Consider the following 14,870-nt stretch of genomic DNA (forward strand, 5'->3'; position numbering starts at 1 on the left):
TATTCGCACCGATTTCAGGACAGGGAGAGCACACATGGTAACGACACTGAAGGGCAGCGGACAAAAGTTCATCGCACGCAACCGAGCGCCGCGCGTGCAGATCGAATACGACGTCGAAATCTACGGTGCGGAGCGCAAGATCCAACTGCCCTTCGTGATGGGCGTGCTGGCCGACCTGGCGGGCAAGTCGGTAGAGCCCCAGCCCGACGTGGCCGAGCGCAAGTTCCTGGACATCGACATCGACAACTTCGATGAGCGCATGAAGTCGGTACAGCCGCGCGCCGCCTTCCAGGTGCCCAACACGCTGACCGGCGACGGCAACCTGAACGTCGACATCACCTTCGAGAGCATCGACGACTTTTCGCCCGCCACGGTGGCGCGCAAGGTCGGCGCGCTGAACGAATTGCTCGATGCCCGTACGCAACTGGCCAACCTGCTCACTTATATGGATGGCAAGACCGGGGCCGAGGAACTGATAGGCAAAGTGCTGAAGAACCCCGCGCTGATGAACGCGCTGGCGGCCGCGCCCAACCCGGACGCGGTGGCGCCCAAGGCGGACGAGCCCGAAGCCGATCCGGCCGCGAAATAAACCATAACGGAGATCGCGATGACTGCTGTGGCTAAACGCGCGGATGCCCGCACTGCCGAAACACTGGAAGCAGATGGCCTGTCGGCCCTGCTGAAGAAAGAATTCAAGCCCAAGACCGAACAGGCGCGCGAAGCGGTAGAGCACGCCGTGCGCACGCTGGCGCACCAGGCCCTGGAAAACAGCGGCGTGTCCGTGTCGGCCGACGCCTACCGGACCATCCAGGCGATCATCGCCGAGATCGACCGCAAGCTGTCGGACCAGATCAACCTGGTGCTGCACCATGCCGACTTCCAGCAACTGGAAGGCGCCTGGCGCGGCCTGCACTACCTGGTGACCAATACGGAAACCGACGAGCTGCTGAAGATCCGGGTGATGTGCATCTCGAAGAAGGAATTGGGCCGCACGCTCAAGCGCCACAAGGGCGTGGGCTGGGACCAAAGCCCCATTTTCAAGCGCGTGTACGAAGAAGAGTACGGCCAGTTCGGCGGCGAACCCATAGGCTGCCTGGTGGGCGACTATCACTTCGACCACAGTCCCCCAGACGTGGAGCTGCTGAGCGAGATCGCGCGCATATCGGCTGCCGCGCACTGCCCGTTCATCGCCGGGGCATCGCCCAACGTGATGCAGATGGATTCCTGGCAGGAACTGGCCAATCCGCGCGACCTGACCAAGATCTTCACCAACACCGAATATGCCGCCTGGCGCAGCCTGCGCGAATCTGAAGATTCGCGCTATATCGGCCTGGCCATGCCGCGTTTCCTGGCGCGCCTGCCCTATGGGGCGCGCACCAATCCGGTCGACGAGTTCGACTTCGAGGAAGACACCGACGGCGCCAACCACGACCGCTATGCCTGGGCCAACTCGGCCTATGCGATGGCGTCCAACGTCAACCGTTCGTTCAAGCTGTATGGCTGGTGCACGTCGATTCGCGGCGTGGAGTCCGGCGGCGCAGTGGAAAACCTGCCGTGCCACACGTTCCCCACCGACGACGGCGGCGTGGACATGAAGTGCCCCACCGAAATCGCCATCAGCGACCGGCGCGAGGCCGAATTGGCCAAGAACGGCTTCATGCCGCTGGTGCACCGCAAGAATTCTGACTTTGCGGCGTTCATCGGCGCGCAGTCGCTGCAGAAGCCGCACGAATACTACGACGCCGATGCGTCGGCCAACGCCAAGCTGTCGGCGCGCCTGCCGTACCTGTTCGCCTGCTGCCGCTTCGCGCACTACCTGAAGTGCATCGTGCGCGACAAGATCGGCTCGTTCCGCGAGCGCGACGACATGGAGCGCTGGCTGAACGACTGGATCATGAACTACGTGGACGGCGATCCCGTCAATTCATCGCAGGAAACCAAGGCCCGCAAACCGCTGGCCGCCGCCGAGGTTCAAGTGCAGGAAATCGAAGACAACCCCGGCTATTACTCTGCAAAATTTTTCTTGCGGCCGCACTATCAACTCGAAGGGTTGACGGTGTCGCTGCGCCTCGTGTCCAAGCTTCCGTCGCTCAAGAAAAATGACGGTTGATGGGCATTTTTCCAGGGCACGTCGTGCCGTGACTGCAACTTAGGAGAGAGAAGTGGCTGTTGACATGTTCATGAAGATCGACGGAGCCAATGGCGAGTCGAAGGATGCCAACCACAAGAACTGGACGGACATCATTTCGTTTTCGTGGGGCGCCACCCAGCCCGGCAACATGGCCAGCGGTGGTGGCCTGGGCGCCGGCAAAGCCAGCTTCAACGACCTGCACGTCGTTGCGCGCATCGACAAGGCAGCCCCGGCTGTCATGAAGCACTGCGCCAGCGGCAAGCACTTGAGCAAGATCGAGTTGTCGGTGTGCAAGGCCGGTGGCCAGCAGGTCGAGTATTCGAAGATCACGCTGGAAGATGTGCTGGTGTCGTCGGTGCAACTGTCGGGCGAGCTGAACGCGGAATCCGTGGTGGTGAACTTCGCATTCCAGGCCGCCAAGGTCAAGCAACAGTACTGGGAGCAAACGGAGCAGGGCGGCAAGGGCGCGGAAAGCCTGGTCGCCTGGGATATCAAGCAAAACAAGGAAGTGGGCTGAGGCTGTAGCCGGCCTTCTCTCCGGACGGCGCGTGGCCCTTGGGCCACACGCCGGCTTTCCGTCTCTTTCCGCGGTGCCTTGCCATGACCAAACCCGCAGTTGCGCTGCGCGAAAGCAGCTTGTCCCAGCACCTGGATACGGTGCAGGCGCAGATACGCCGCCAGCCGGCCGATGCCGACTTGCGCGCGCAGTTGTTCCAGCTGATGGTGGTGCAAGGAGACTGGTCCCGGGCGGCAGAGCAGTTGAAGCTCTGCGCCCAATTGAATTCTCAGGCGCAACCCATGGCGGTTGTGTACGAACACGCCATCGCCGCCGAGCGCCAGCGCGAAAGCGTGCTGGCCGGGCAGGGCGAGCCGGCCTACTTCGGCGCGCCCCCCGATTGGTTCGCCGATATGGTGCAGGCGCTGCACCTGGATGCCGCCGACCCGGCGCAGGCAGCCGAACTGCGCGCGCGCGCCTATGATGCCGCCCAGGTACGGGGCGGCCGGCTGGAGGCCGATGCGGCACCCGCGGCATTCGAATGGATCAGCGACGGCGATAGCCGGCTGGGGCCGGTGTTCGAGTTCTTGTCGGGCGGCCGTTACGGCTGGCTGCCGTTCAGCGCCCTGCGCGCCGTGCGCCTGCTGGTCCCCGAGGGCCTGTGCGATGTGGTGTGGGCCCAGGCCGAGATCACGCTGCAAGACGGGGCCACCCAGCACGGACTGGTGCCGGCCCGCTATCCCGCGCCGGTGGGCACGGCGCTGGCCGATCTGGCCGACGGGGCCAAGCTGGGCCGCATGACCGACTGGCAGCCGCTGCATGGGGATACGTACGCGGGCGTCGGCCAGAAAATGTGGATCACCGACCAGGGCGAGTACGCGCTGCTGGATGTGCGCACGCTGGAGCTGGCTTGATGGCGCAATCCGACACGGCCAGCCTGCGCCCCTGGGAACAACTGCCGCGCAGCGAGCGCGTGGCCCGGGACCGCCTGCAGCCGTCGCTGCTGGATCGCCTGATGGACAGCGATCCGTCCAAGCGCCAGGAAGTGCGCGAGTCCGCCATGCTGACGCATGCCGAACTGCGCATGGCCGTGCTGCGCGACCTGCGCTGGCTGCTCAATACCGTCAACCTGCAGACTACTGACGACCTGTCGCCATACCGCTGCGTGCCCGATTCGACCTTGAATTTCGGAGTGCGGGCAATGGCGGGCAAGCGCATGTCGGAAATCGACTGGGTCGATGTCGAAGATTCGATCCGCAATGCCATCGCGTCGTTCGAGCCGCGCATCCTGGATTCGTCCGTGGAAGTGCGCTGCGTGACCGACACCGGTACGCTGGAGCATCACAATGTGCTCAGCCTGGAGATCAAGGGCATGCTGTGGTGCGTGCCGCATCCCATGGAATTCCTGTTCCGTACCGACATCGATCTGGAAAGCGGGCATATGGATCTGCGCGACCTGGGAGGGGCCACCTGATGGATGCGCGCCTGCTCGATTACTACAACCGCGAGCTGGTCTACATGCGCGAGATGGGCGCCGAGTTCGCCCAGATGTACCCCAAGGTGGCCGGCCGCCTGGGCATGCATGGCACCGAGGTGGCCGACCCTTATGTCGAGCGCCTGCTCGAGGGGTTCAGTTTCCTGACCGCGCGCATCCACTTGAAGATGGATGCCGAGTTCCCGCGCTTCTCGCAGCGGCTGCTGGAAGTGGTGTACCCCAATTATCTGGCGCCGACGCCGGCGATGGCGGTGGTGCAGTTTTCGCCCAGCATGAACGAAGGCACGCTGGCGCGCGGCTTCGACTTGCCGCGCGGCACCTTGCTGCGCGGCAGAGTGCCGCGTGGCGAGCAGACGCCTTGCGAGTTCATGACCGGGCATGCGGTGCGATTGTGGCCCCTGCGTGTTACCGAAGCCGAGTTCACCGGCACCCCGCCCGACTTGCCGCTGACCCGCCTGGGCTTCGGCGGACGCAACGGCCGCGTGCTCAGTGCATTGCGGATGCGCATCGAAGTATGCGGCGGCGTGCGCCTGGAAGACATGGACCTGGACCAGCTCGTGTTCCATCTGGCGGGCCAGGACCTGCAGATGCAGCGGCTGCTGGAAATCATCATGGGCCACACCGTGGCCGTGCTTGGCCATGACAGTGCGCGGCCGGTGAGCTGGATCAACAAGCTGTCGCCGGCCAGTGTGCATCACGAAGGCTTCGATGACGATCAGGCGCTCCTGCCGGCCGACACGCGCGTGTTCCAGGGCTATCGCCTGTTGCAGGAGTACTTTGCGTTTCCGCGCCGCTACCTGTTCTTCAGCCTGAACGACCTCAAACGCGGGCTGCGCACGCCGCCGCTGCCGGGCGGCGCGCGCCGCGAAACGCGGTCATTCGACTTGACGCTGCTTTTTTCGGTGGCGGCCCCCGAACTGGAAGGTGCCATCGCGGCCGAGCACCTGGCGCTGCATTGCGCGCCGGTGATCAACCTGTTCCCGAAGCGCGCCGACCGCATCGCGGTGACGCCGCGCACCAATGAATATCATTTGGTGGTGGACCGCACCCGGCCGCTGGACTACGAAGTGTTCGGGGTGACGCGCGTGCTGGGCCATGCCTCGGCCGAACGGCCCGAGCAGGAGTTCCGGCCGTTCTATGGCACGCTGGGCAGCGACCCCGATGACTACGGCGCGTACTATTCGCTGCGCCGCGAGCCCCGGCTGCTGTCGGACCAGGCCCAACGCAACGGCACCCGCACCGGCTATACCGGCAGCGAAGCCTTTGTGTCGCTGGTGGATCGCCATGAAGCGCCGTTCTCGGGCCAGTTGCGCCACCTGACCCTGGAAACGCTGTGCACCAATCGCGACCTGGCCATGCTGCTGCCGCTGGGTACCGAAACCGACCTGACGCTGCGCGTGTCGGCGCCGGTGGGCTCGGTGAAGGTGCTGCACGGCCCCACGCGGCCGCATACGGCGCTGGCCGAGAACGCGGCCACCTGGCACCTGATCAGCCACCTGGGGCTGAACTACCTGAGCCTGGTCGACCTGGATGCCGAGCAGGGCGCGCAGACGCTGCGCGAAATGCTGCATGTGTACGGCAACCTGGCCGACCCCGTCGTGCGCAAGCATATTTCGGGCGTGCGCCACGTGGTTGCCGAACCCATGCATCACCGCCTGCCGGTGCCGGGGCCCATTGTCTACGGGCGCGGCGTGCGCATCGGCCTGCAAGTGGACGAGGCGGCGTTCTCGGGTATCAGCCCGTATCTGTTCGGCGCGGTGCTCGAGCAGTTTTTTTCGCGCCACGTATCCATCAACATGATGTCGGAATTGATGCTGTCCACATTGCAGCGTGGCGAGATCGCCCGCTGGAAGCCCCGCATGGGGGCACGGCCTGCCGTTTAGTCTAAACAGGCCCCAGGGCCGAGAGATCGAAAGGAATTTTCCATGAAAACCGCAGCGGCCAACCGCCAGTATCCCGCCTACGATCCCATTCACCTGATCGGCATTGTCACGCACCGCGAGGCGGACGGCAGCTTCGTCGTCGATTGCGACGGCCGCAGCTGGCAGGCCCGCCAGGCCGCCAGCTGCCTGTTGGCACCGCAAACCGGTGACCAGGTATTGATCAGCGGCCCCGACCCCAGGCGGGTCTACTTGATTGCCGTGGTCGAGCAGGCTGACCCGAGCAGCGCGCAACTCGAGACCACCGGCGACATGGTGCTGCGTTCGCGCGCCGGCAGTGTGTCGCTGGAGGGCGCGCAGGCCGTACGGCTGGCCGGCCAGGATGCGGTCAGCATCGATACGGCGTCGTTGAAGCTGCAGGCCAAAGACGTGCATTGCGTGGCAGAGCAGATGAAATACCTGGGAGCCGAGGTAACGGCCACGATCGGCACGACGCGCCTGGTGGGCAAGGTGTACGAGGCCGTGATGGACCGGTTGTCGTTCCTGTCGCGCGTGACTTTCCGTGCCGCCGAGGAAGTCGAGCATGTGCGCGCCGGTTCGCTGGATTACCGTGCCGACAAGAGCGCCCGGCTGCATGCTTCGTATACCATGGTCACCGGCGAAAACCTGGTGAAGGTGGACGCCAAGCAAATTCACATGGGGTAGGGGTGGCCAGCCTAGCGACCGAGCCGGCACAGGCCGCGCCCGACACCGGGCAGGCGCGGCAGGATGCCGCCATGCCGGCGCCCGGCGCCGGGGTGCCCGGCTTGCCGCCGGACTTCTGGCGTGCCCTGGAACGGGAACCCTACGCCTACGACCTGTTCAATACGCTGCGCTGGATCGACGCGCGCGCCGGCGCGCGCCTGCCGCTGGGGCGCGACACGGTAGCGCGCAACGAACCCGTGCGCGTGCGCCAGGAGCCATCGATGGCCTTCGCGCCGTCGACGCTGTCTTCGGTGCGCCCCGCGCGCGCGGGGCGGCCGCCGGAACTGTCCATCTACAGCTTCGGGCTGTTCGGGCCGAATGGCCCGCTGCCCCTGCACCTGACCGAATACGCCCGCGAGCGCATGCACCATTATGGCGACCAGACCCTGTCCGGGTTCGCCGACGTCTTCCATCACCGTCTTATCCTGCTGTTCTACCGCGCCTGGGCCGATGCGCAGAGCACGGTCAGCCTGGACCGCAAAGAGCAGCGTTTTACCCGTTACGTGGCCAGCCTGCTGCACATGGGCGTGCCGTCGATGTGGCGGCGCGATACGGTGATGGACCATGCCAAGTACTTCATGGCTGGTCACCTGCTCCGGCAGACACGCAATCCCGAGGGCCTGAAGCAGATCTTGCAGACGTTTTTCTCGATACCCGTGCGCATCGCCGAATTCGTGCCGCAGTGGATACGCCTGGAGCCGTCGCAGCGGCTGGGGCTGGGCGGCACACAGGGCCTGGGACAGGACACCATCCTGGGCATGGCGGTGCGCGACGCGCAGCACAAGTTCCGCATCGAGCTCGGTCCGCTCGGTCGCGCCGACTATGCCAGCTTCCTGCCCGGCGGCCAGCGCGCCCGGCAGTTGACGCACTGGGTGCGCGACTATATCGGCGTCGAGCTGGCGTGGGACGTACGGCCCGTGCTCAAGCGCCAGGACGTGCGCGGCGTGAAGCTGGGCGGCAAGCAGCCGCTGGGCCTGTCGTCCTGGCTGGGCAAGCGCCGCCAGGCGCAAGGCGACGCCCGCGACCTGCTGCTGGATTACGAAAGCCGCGACCGCGCCGCGCGCCGCGCGGCACGCCCTATGCAACCCCAGGAGATGCACCCGTGACGCATGACATGATCTACGACGGCCAGTCGCTGAGCTGGCCCGGCCACGGCAGTTTCCGCGCCACCAGCGGCTTGCCCGGGTTCCAGGTGCCAGGCGAATTCTGCACGCCCGACAGCGGTCCGGTGCCGCCCGGCTACTACAGGGTCTACCTGGCCGACCAGGGCACGGCGCAGGATGACGGGCGCGACGCCTGCAACCTGAAGCCCGCCTGGGGCATCCAATCCATTCCGCGCGGCGCGGCCGCCGGCGACTGCGAAGCGTTCTGGGTCAACTGGGGCAGCAACCGTGCCCGTCTCGAGCCCGCCGACGCCGCCACGCGCAACCGTTGCGCGCCAATTCGCGGCGGGTTCTACCTGCACGATTCCACCAAGGGGTTCAGCCACGGCTGCATCGAGGTGGAAGGCCGCATCTTTCCGCTGCTGCGCACCTATGCGCGCGGCGGCCGCCGTGCGACGATGGTCATCAAGGTCGAGTATGCGGGCGGCCGCGCCACCAACGGAGGCACGCTTGTCGAATAAATTCCCGCGCCTGGCGGCGGTGCTGGCGGCCGCGCTGTGCGGCGCGGCGGCGCATGCGTCCGGGTCGATCAAGCTCGAGAACGCGCTGGCCGCCTGCGTGGACGTACAGCCGGGCATGCGCGCCACCACCGATGGGCAAGTGCTGCTGCAGGCCGGGCTGCAGGTCAAGCAATCCATCGGCAGTTGCGGCTGCAAATCGGCCATTGCCACGTATACGTCGCGGGTCGAGCTCGAGGGCGGGCACCGCAGCTTCCTGCAAAGCGGTGCCTTGCGCGTGAAGCAGTCGGGCTCGCACACCCTGACGCTGGCCAGCGACGAAAAGTTGGTGGGCGACCGCGACGTAGTGCTGTCGCTGGGCTGCGCCGCGCCCGATTGATTCCCTATTCCCTGACGCTGAGCGCAATAACAATATGTCCGATATCGGCCGCCTCGATCTTTTCGGCAAACTCGATCCGCTGCTGTACCAGGCGCTGGAAGGCGCCACGTCTTTCTGCAAGCTGCGCGGCAACCCGTATGTGGAACTGGTGCACTGGATCCACCAGATCGTCCATACGCAAGACAGCGACCTGCACCGCATCGCACGGCGCTTCGACCTGGACATGGGCATGCTGCAGGCGGACCTGACCGGTGCGCTGGACCAATTGCCGCGCGGCGCCGGTTCAGTGTCCGACCTGTCCGAGCACATCGACCATGCGGTCGAGCGCGCCTGGGTGCTGGGCTCGCTGCGCTATGGCGCCGGGCGGATCCGCGGCGGGCACTTGATGGCGGGGCTGGTAAAGACCTACGCCTTGCGCAACGTGCTGCTGGGCATGTCCGACCAGTTTTCGCGCATCGTGCCCGATGTGCTGCTGGAACAACTCGGGGACATCGTGCAGGGCTCGCCCGAAGACGCTACGGCGCAGCCGGTCGATACCGAGCCGGGCGGCGGCCCGTCCGCCGAGGGCGGTTCGGCGCTGGCCAAGTACGCGGTCGACCTGACCGGGCGCGCCCGGGCCGGCGAGATCGACCCGGTGTCGGGCCGCGATGAAGAGATTCGCCAGATCGTCGATATCCTGATGCGACGGCGCCAGAACAATCCGCTGTTGGCGGGCGAGGCGGGGGTGGGCAAGACCGCGGTGGTCGAGGGCCTGGCGCTGCGCCTGGCCAGCGGCGACGTGCCGCCGCCGCTGCGCGACGTATCGCTGTATTTGCTGGACATCGGCCTGCTGCAGGCGGGCGCCGGGGTGAAGGGCGAGTTCGAGCAGCGCCTGCGCGGCGTCATCGACGAAGTACAGGCCAGCCCCAGCCCTATCGTGCTGTTCATCGACGAGATCCATACCCTGGTCGGCGCCGGCGGCGCGGCCGGCACGGGCGATGCGGCCAATCTGCTCAAGCCCGCGCTGGCGCGCGGGCAGTTGCGTACCATAGGGGCGACAACCTGGTCTGAATACAAGAAGTACATCGAGAAAGACCCCGCGCTGACGCGGCGCTTCCAGGTGGTGCAGATCCACGAGCCGGCCGAGCCGCGCGCCCTGGGCATGTTGCGCGGCCTGGCCGCCACCCTCGAGGCGCATCACCAGGTGCTGCTGCTGGACGAGGCGATCGAGGCGGCAGTGTCGCTGTCGCATCGCTACATCCCCGCCCGCCAGTTGCCCGACAAGGCCGTTGCCTTGCTGGATACGGCTTGCGCGCGCGTGGCGGTCAGCCAGCACGCCGTGCCGGCGGCGCTGGAAGATGCCCGGCGGCGCATCGAGGCGCTGGAGATCGAGCAACGCATCGCGGTACGTGAAGCGCGCCTGGGCGCGGGTGCCGAAGATCGGGTGGCGCAGGTGGCCCAGGGGTTGACCCAGGCACGTGCGCAGGAAGCCGACCTGGCCGAGCGCTGGGAGTCCGAGCGCGCGCTGGCCGCGCGGGTATTCGAACTGCGTCGCGCGCTGGACCAGGATGACGCGCCGCCGGCCGATGCCGGCGAAGCGCCGGCTCCGGTGCCGGCGCCAGGACCGGATGCCGCGCAGGACCCGGCCCGGCTGCGTGCCGACCTGGCGCAGGCGCAAGACGAGCTGGCGCGCCGCCAGGGAGAATCGGCGCTGATCTACCCGGCCGTGGATGCGGCCGCGGTGGCATCTGTGGTGGCAGACTGGACCGGCATCCCGGTGGGCCGCATGGTGCGCGACGAAGCGCAGTCCGTGCTGCGCCTGGCCGACACGCTGGAGCAGCGTGTCATCGGCCAGCGGCACGGCCTGGAGGCCGTTGCGCGGCGCATCCAGACTTCGCGCGCGCGCCTGACCGACCCCAACAAGCCGGTGGGCGTGTTCCTGTTGTGCGGCCCCAGCGGCGTGGGCAAGACCGAGACCGCGCTGGCGCTGGCCGAGGCCTTGTATGGCGGCGAACAGAACCTGATCTCGATCAACATGAGCGAGTTCCAGGAGTCGCACACGGTGTCTACCCTGAAGGGGGCGCCGCCGGGCTACGTGGGGTATGGCGAGGGCGGCGTGCTGACTGAAGCCGTGCGGCGCCGCCCGTACAGCGTGGTGCTGCTCGACGAAGTCGAGAAGGCCCATGCCGACGTGCACGAGATTTTCTTCCAGGTGTTCGACAAGGGCTCGATGGAAGATGGCGAGGGCCGCTACATCGATTTTCGCAACACCATCATCATCCTGACTTCGAATGTGGGCACCGACCTGATCGCCAGCCTGTGCCGCGATCCCGCCTTGATGCCCGACGCCGACGGCCTGGCGGCGGCATTGCGCGAGCCGTTGCTGAAGGCATTCCCCGCCGCCTTGCTGGGCCGCCTGGTGGCGGTGCCGTACCTGCCCCTGTCCGACGAGATGCTGGCGCGCATCGTGGACCTGCAGTTCGAGCGGGTCCGCCAGCGGCTGCAGGACAACCACGGTATTGCGCTGACAGTCAGCCCCGAGGCCACCGCATTGGTGGTGGCGCGCTGCACCGAAGTCGAATCGGGCGGCCGCATGGTCGATGCCATCCTGACCAACACCGTGCTGCCGCAGGTCAGCCGCGAACTGTTGACGGCATCGATGGACGGGCGCGCGGTGCGCGCCGTGACGCTGGAAGCCGCTGAGGGCGACTTCCGCTATCGGTATGAATAGGGCCGGCTGGCCGCCGCGTTATTTGCGCGGCGGCTTGCCGGAATCGTTGTCGGACGTTGCCTGGGGCTTGACGCGTGCGGGCCGCAGATAGCCGCCGTACTCGCGCAGGTGGTCCCGCGCGGCGCGGGCGTCTTCTTCGCGTTCGCGCGGATTGAGCGTGTCGGTGACCGGATCGGAACGGTGCGGAGCCAGCGGGTCGTGCGAGGGCAGTGTCGAAGGTGTCTGGTCCGAGAAGACACTGTGGGCATCGTCGGTGTCGGGGCTGCCCAGCATGTCCAGCGGATCGCGCGCCGGGCCGCGCAGATTGGCATCGCCGGGCGGCAGGTGGCGCAGCGGGTCTTCAGGGTTGCGGCCCTGTGCAGATTCCAGGTCGAACGGGTGCGCCGACACATCGGGCACGCTGCCCACCGGCAGGGTGCCCGGGCCGAACAGGTCGCTGAACACATCGACCTGTTCGGCTTGTGCAGATTGCGGCTCGGCGGCCAGCGGCGGGTCCAGGTCGTCGAATGGCAAGTCCGGCGAGGCTTGGGCGGGCTGGAAGGGGTGGGATGGCGGTGGGGCGTCTGGCGCTTGCGGTGCTTGCTGCGCTTCGGGCTGCAGGGCCACGGGTGGCAGGTCAGCCGCCGGCAGGTGCGTGGCGGGGATGTCCACCGGGGGTAGTTCCGCCGGGCTGGCGGCCGGCGGCTCGTTTGCGCCAGGCGCCGTCGCCGCGGAAGCGGGCGCGGCCAGGGCGCCGGTGCTTGGCACCGGCGCAGCCGGAACCGAAGAGGAGGAAGCCTGATGGATTGTTTGCGTGTCGGGAGGCGTGAGGTCTACGCCCTCGAGCAGCGGGCCGTCGAGCAGCGGGTCGGGCTCGGCCGGCCCGGCCTGCAGCGCGGCCGCACCGGCAACGCCGGCGACACCAGCGGCGGCCGCGCTTTGTTGCGGCGCCGCGGGGTCTTCGGCTTTCAGCGTGTACGGCCCGATGGCCAGTTCGTCGCCCGGCGCCAGGGGAACTTCCTGGTCGCGCGTGATGGTGCGGCCATTGATGCTGACGTGGCTCATGCTGCTCAGGTTGACCAGGTAGCAGGCGCCATCGCTGATACGCAGCGCGGCCTGCACGCGGCAGATGCCGCGTTCACTGTCGGGCAACGCCAGGTGATTGTCGGCCGAGCGGCCCAGCGTGCCGCCGGGAGCCTGGAATACCGCCGACAAGGGGGGCAAACCCGGGTTGTCGCGGTGTGGCAGAACGGTGAGTCTCATGCTGGAAATCTCCGATGCTGCAGGCGCATGGATGCGGATGCGAACGTCCCGATGATAGCCACGGTTGTCGAGCGAAATGATTTCGGTGCGTTAGGAAAATATATCCAAGCGCGAGAATTTCTCGCCGGTTCCGTAACAGTAGTAACTATTCCTGTATTTACACGACAGGTCCTTATTTTTCCCTTGTCATACACGCTTTCTCCATAATCCCAGGGGGCATTCCGCGAATTATGGTGTTCCGCAAGAGCGCTACTTTAATCTTCAGAGGGCTTTGCGCAAGCCTTGCCGCCCTGGTTCTGCTGGTGGGCTGTTCTTCCACCGCCCGGCGCGTGCCCGTTCCCTACGCCATCGAGCTGACCGTTGATCCGAAGGTGAATCCCGACGTGCACGGACGCCCGTCACCTGTCCAGGTCACCATTTACGAACTCAGTTCTTCCAGCACCTTCGAGTCGAGCGATTTCTTCTCGCTGCAATCCGACCCGCAGGCTGCGCTGGGCAAGGAACTGCTCAACACCGACCAGGCCATCCTGCGTCCGGGCGAGACCAAGATCCTGCAGTACGAAGGCAGTGCCGAAGCGCGCGTGGTAGGCGTCGTGGCAGCCTACCGCGATCTCGAGAAAAGCCATTGGCGGCTGGTCGTGCCGCTACCCGAAGCTCAGAACACCAACATTTATAAGGTATGGCAGTTCTCGCCCAACGAAGAGACGATCAAGGTGTCGGTGAAAGACAATGGGCTGGCCGTCACCGACCGGGAACGTTCCTGGTGGCCTTTCTAGGCACGGGCCGGCACGCCGGCCGCCAGTGCCTGTCCGCAAACTCATTGCAAGCATAGCCATGGCAGAGAAGAGCAAAGTCGTATGGTCAGAGGGGATGTTCCTGCGTCCCCAGCATTTCCAGCAGTTCGAGCGCTATCTGGAAGGAACGTTGCAGCAGCGCGCCGCCTCGCTGCAGGGCTTTTTCTGGGGCTTCAGTCACCTGGCCCTGGATCGCGATGCGTTGGCGGTAGGCAAGCTGGTGCTGACCCAGGCCAGTGGCGTGCTGCCCGACGGCACGCCGTTCGAGTTCTCGCATCCCGATGACGCGCCCGCGGCACTCGAGGTGCCCGAACAGGCGCAGGACGTGCGGGTCATGCTGGCGCTGCCGCGCATCCGGCAGGGCGCCACCGACGTGCAGTACGAAGACGAAGCCGATTCGCTGGCCCGCTACCTGGTGCAAGAAGCCGAGGTCGAGGATTCCGGCTCGATGGGCCTGGAGCCCGCCTTGCTGCAATTGGGCCGGCTGCGGTTGCGGCTGATGCTCGAGACCGACCTGGGCGACGAATGGCTGGGCCTGGGCGTCGTGAGGGTGATCGAGCGCCGCGCCGACAACCGTATCGTGCTCGACGAACGCTATATTGCGCCGTGGCTGGCCTCCGGCGCGCATCCGCTGCTGCTGGGCTTCGTGCAAGAGCTGCACGGCCTGCTGAATGCGCGCAGCGAGGCCCTGGCCATGCGCCTGTCGCAACCGGGCCGCGGCGGCGTGTCCGAAGTGTCGGACTTCATGCTGCTGGAAACGGTGAATCGCTACATCGGCGCGCTGTGGCATGCGCGCCAGGCCGAATGGCTGCATCCCGAACGCCTGTTCCACGACTGGCTGATGCTGGCATGCGACCTGTCGACGTACACGGCGGCATCGCGTCGCCCCGAAGTGCTGCCCGAGTATGAGCACGACGATCTGCAAACCACTTTCGGCACCTTGATGAACGAGCTGCGGCGGTCGCTGTCGGCGGTGCTGGAACAGCATGCGCTGCAGATTCCGCTGCAAGACCGCGGCCAGGGAGTGCGCGTGGCGCAGATCCCCGACCTGGAACTGCTGCGCACCGCCGGCTTCGTATTGGCGGTGCACGCCGACATGCCCTCGGACACGGTGCGCTCGCGCTTTCCGGCGCAGGTCAAGATCGGCCCGGTCGAACGCATCCGCGACCTGGTGCACTTGCAGCTTCCCGGGGTGACCGTGCGCGCGCTGGCCGTGGCGCCGCGCCAGATTCCCTACAGCGCCGGCCACGTGTATTTCGAGTTGGACAAGGATGGCGATTTCTGGAAACAGCTAGAGCGCACTGGCGCGCTGGCGTTGCACCTGGCTGGCGAATTTCCTGGGCTGTCCATGGAATTCTGGGCCTTGCGCGACTAGGGC

At 66.4% G+C, this 14,870-nt stretch carries 14 protein-coding genes; 13 read left to right on the forward strand and 1 reads right to left on the reverse strand.

All coding sequences use genetic code 11. The annotated features are described in order from the left end of the window. Window positions 1-34: 34 nt before the first annotated feature. The 11 genes from tssB to tssH all read left to right on the forward strand — a co-directional run bounded on the left by tssB (window position 35) and on the right by tssH (window position 11,456). Entirely contained in the window at window positions 35-589 is a 555-nt protein-coding gene (tssB, locus tag KW845_RS11230) for a type VI secretion system contractile sheath small subunit (RefSeq protein ID WP_218369299.1), read from the forward strand. Between the two features lie 18 nt (window positions 590-607). Next, window positions 608-2,110, forward strand: coding sequence for a type VI secretion system contractile sheath large subunit (gene tssC, locus KW845_RS11235; RefSeq protein ID WP_218369300.1), 1,503 nt, complete (start codon window positions 608-610; stop codon window positions 2,108-2,110). A 52-nt stretch (window positions 2,111-2,162) separates the two neighbouring features. Further along, window positions 2,163-2,648, forward strand: coding sequence for a type VI secretion system tube protein Hcp (locus tag KW845_RS11240; RefSeq protein ID WP_218369301.1), 486 nt, complete (start codon window positions 2,163-2,165; stop codon window positions 2,646-2,648). An 83-nt stretch (window positions 2,649-2,731) separates the two neighbouring features. Continuing rightward, window positions 2,732-3,541 (forward strand): type VI secretion system accessory protein TagJ, encoded by an 810-nt coding sequence (locus KW845_RS11245; RefSeq protein WP_218369302.1) that lies wholly within the window; start codon window positions 2,732-2,734, stop codon window positions 3,539-3,541. After that, window positions 3,541-4,101, forward strand: coding sequence for a type VI secretion system baseplate subunit TssE (gene tssE / locus KW845_RS11250; protein ID WP_218369303.1), 561 nt, complete (start codon window positions 3,541-3,543; stop codon window positions 4,099-4,101). Before KW845_RS11245 ends, tssE begins: the two co-directional genes overlap by 1 nt. Then, on the forward strand, window positions 4,101-6,005 hold the full coding sequence (gene tssF, locus KW845_RS11255; RefSeq protein ID WP_218369304.1) for a type VI secretion system baseplate subunit TssF: 1,905 nt from the start codon (window positions 4,101-4,103) through the stop codon (window positions 6,003-6,005). The genes tssE and tssF overlap by 1 nt, the downstream gene beginning before the upstream one ends. Window positions 6,006-6,047: 42 nt before the next feature. Further along, entirely contained in the window at window positions 6,048-6,707 is a 660-nt protein-coding gene (locus tag KW845_RS11260) for a DUF3540 domain-containing protein (RefSeq protein ID WP_218369305.1), read from the forward strand. 71 nt (window positions 6,708-6,778) lie between these two features. Continuing rightward, entirely contained in the window at window positions 6,779-7,852 is a 1,074-nt protein-coding gene (gene tssG, locus KW845_RS11265; protein WP_218370003.1) for a type VI secretion system baseplate subunit TssG, read from the forward strand. After that, the gene (locus KW845_RS11270) at window positions 7,849-8,370 is read left to right on the forward strand and encodes a DUF2778 domain-containing protein (RefSeq protein WP_218369306.1); all 522 of its coding nucleotides are present in this window, start codon (window positions 7,849-7,851) and stop codon (window positions 8,368-8,370) included. Before tssG ends, KW845_RS11270 begins: the two co-directional genes overlap by 4 nt. Continuing rightward, on the forward strand, window positions 8,360-8,746 hold the full coding sequence (locus tag KW845_RS11275) for a DUF2195 family protein (RefSeq protein WP_218369307.1): 387 nt from the start codon (window positions 8,360-8,362) through the stop codon (window positions 8,744-8,746). The genes KW845_RS11270 and KW845_RS11275 overlap by 11 nt, the downstream gene beginning before the upstream one ends. A 34-nt stretch (window positions 8,747-8,780) precedes the next feature. After that, entirely contained in the window at window positions 8,781-11,456 is a 2,676-nt protein-coding gene (tssH, locus tag KW845_RS11280) for a type VI secretion system ATPase TssH (RefSeq protein WP_218369308.1), read from the forward strand. Window positions 11,457-11,474: 18 nt separating this feature from the next. Here the strand turns inward: tssH and KW845_RS29465 are convergent, their stop codons facing one another. Then, window positions 11,475-12,698: an FHA domain-containing protein gene (locus KW845_RS29465; protein WP_255592554.1), complete on the reverse strand. Its 1,224-nt coding sequence runs from the start codon at window positions 12,696-12,698 to the stop codon at window positions 11,475-11,477. 230 nt (window positions 12,699-12,928) lie between these two features. Between KW845_RS29465 and tssJ the strand changes: the two genes are divergently transcribed. Both tssJ and tssK read left to right on the forward strand, forming a co-directional pair. Beyond that, on the forward strand, window positions 12,929-13,474 hold the full coding sequence (gene tssJ, locus KW845_RS11290) for a type VI secretion system lipoprotein TssJ (RefSeq protein ID WP_218369309.1): 546 nt from the start codon (window positions 12,929-12,931) through the stop codon (window positions 13,472-13,474). A gap of 58 nt (window positions 13,475-13,532) precedes the next feature. Then, a complete protein-coding gene (gene tssK, locus KW845_RS11295; protein ID WP_218369310.1) occupies window positions 13,533-14,867 on the forward strand; it encodes a type VI secretion system baseplate subunit TssK in 1,335 nt (444 codons plus the stop codon). The last annotated feature ends 3 nt before the right edge of the window (window positions 14,868-14,870 follow it).

Source organism: Bordetella sp. BOR01, from assembly GCF_019218885.1.
Classification (GTDB): Bacteria; Pseudomonadota; Gammaproteobacteria; order Burkholderiales; family Burkholderiaceae_B; genus Bordetella_A.

What these genes read in the sequence shown, in the direction of transcription:
- tssB (WP_218369299.1), top strand. Translation starts at nt 35, where the DNA reads ATGGTAACGACACTGAAGGGCAGCGGACAAAAGTTCATCGCACGCAAC.
- tssC (WP_218369300.1), top strand. Translation starts at nt 608, where the DNA reads ATGACTGCTGTGGCTAAACGCGCGGATGCCCGCACTGCCGAAACACTG.
- KW845_RS11245 (WP_218369302.1), top strand. Translation starts at nt 2,732, where the DNA reads ATGACCAAACCCGCAGTTGCGCTGCGCGAAAGCAGCTTGTCCCAGCAC.
- tssE (WP_218369303.1), top strand. Translation starts at nt 3,541, where the DNA reads ATGGCGCAATCCGACACGGCCAGCCTGCGCCCCTGGGAACAACTGCCG.
- tssF (WP_218369304.1), top strand. Translation starts at nt 4,101, where the DNA reads ATGGATGCGCGCCTGCTCGATTACTACAACCGCGAGCTGGTCTACATG.
- KW845_RS11260 (WP_218369305.1), top strand. Translation starts at nt 6,048, where the DNA reads ATGAAAACCGCAGCGGCCAACCGCCAGTATCCCGCCTACGATCCCATT.
- tssG (WP_218370003.1), top strand. Translation starts at nt 6,779, where the DNA reads ATGCCGGCGCCCGGCGCCGGGGTGCCCGGCTTGCCGCCGGACTTCTGG.
- tssH (WP_218369308.1), top strand. Translation starts at nt 8,781, where the DNA reads ATGTCCGATATCGGCCGCCTCGATCTTTTCGGCAAACTCGATCCGCTG.
- KW845_RS29465 (WP_255592554.1), bottom strand. Translation starts at nt 12,698, where the DNA reads ATGAGACTCACCGTTCTGCCACACCGCGACAACCCGGGTTTGCCCCCC.
- tssJ (WP_218369309.1), top strand. Translation starts at nt 12,929, where the DNA reads ATGGTGTTCCGCAAGAGCGCTACTTTAATCTTCAGAGGGCTTTGCGCA.
- tssK (WP_218369310.1), top strand. Translation starts at nt 13,533, where the DNA reads ATGGCAGAGAAGAGCAAAGTCGTATGGTCAGAGGGGATGTTCCTGCGT.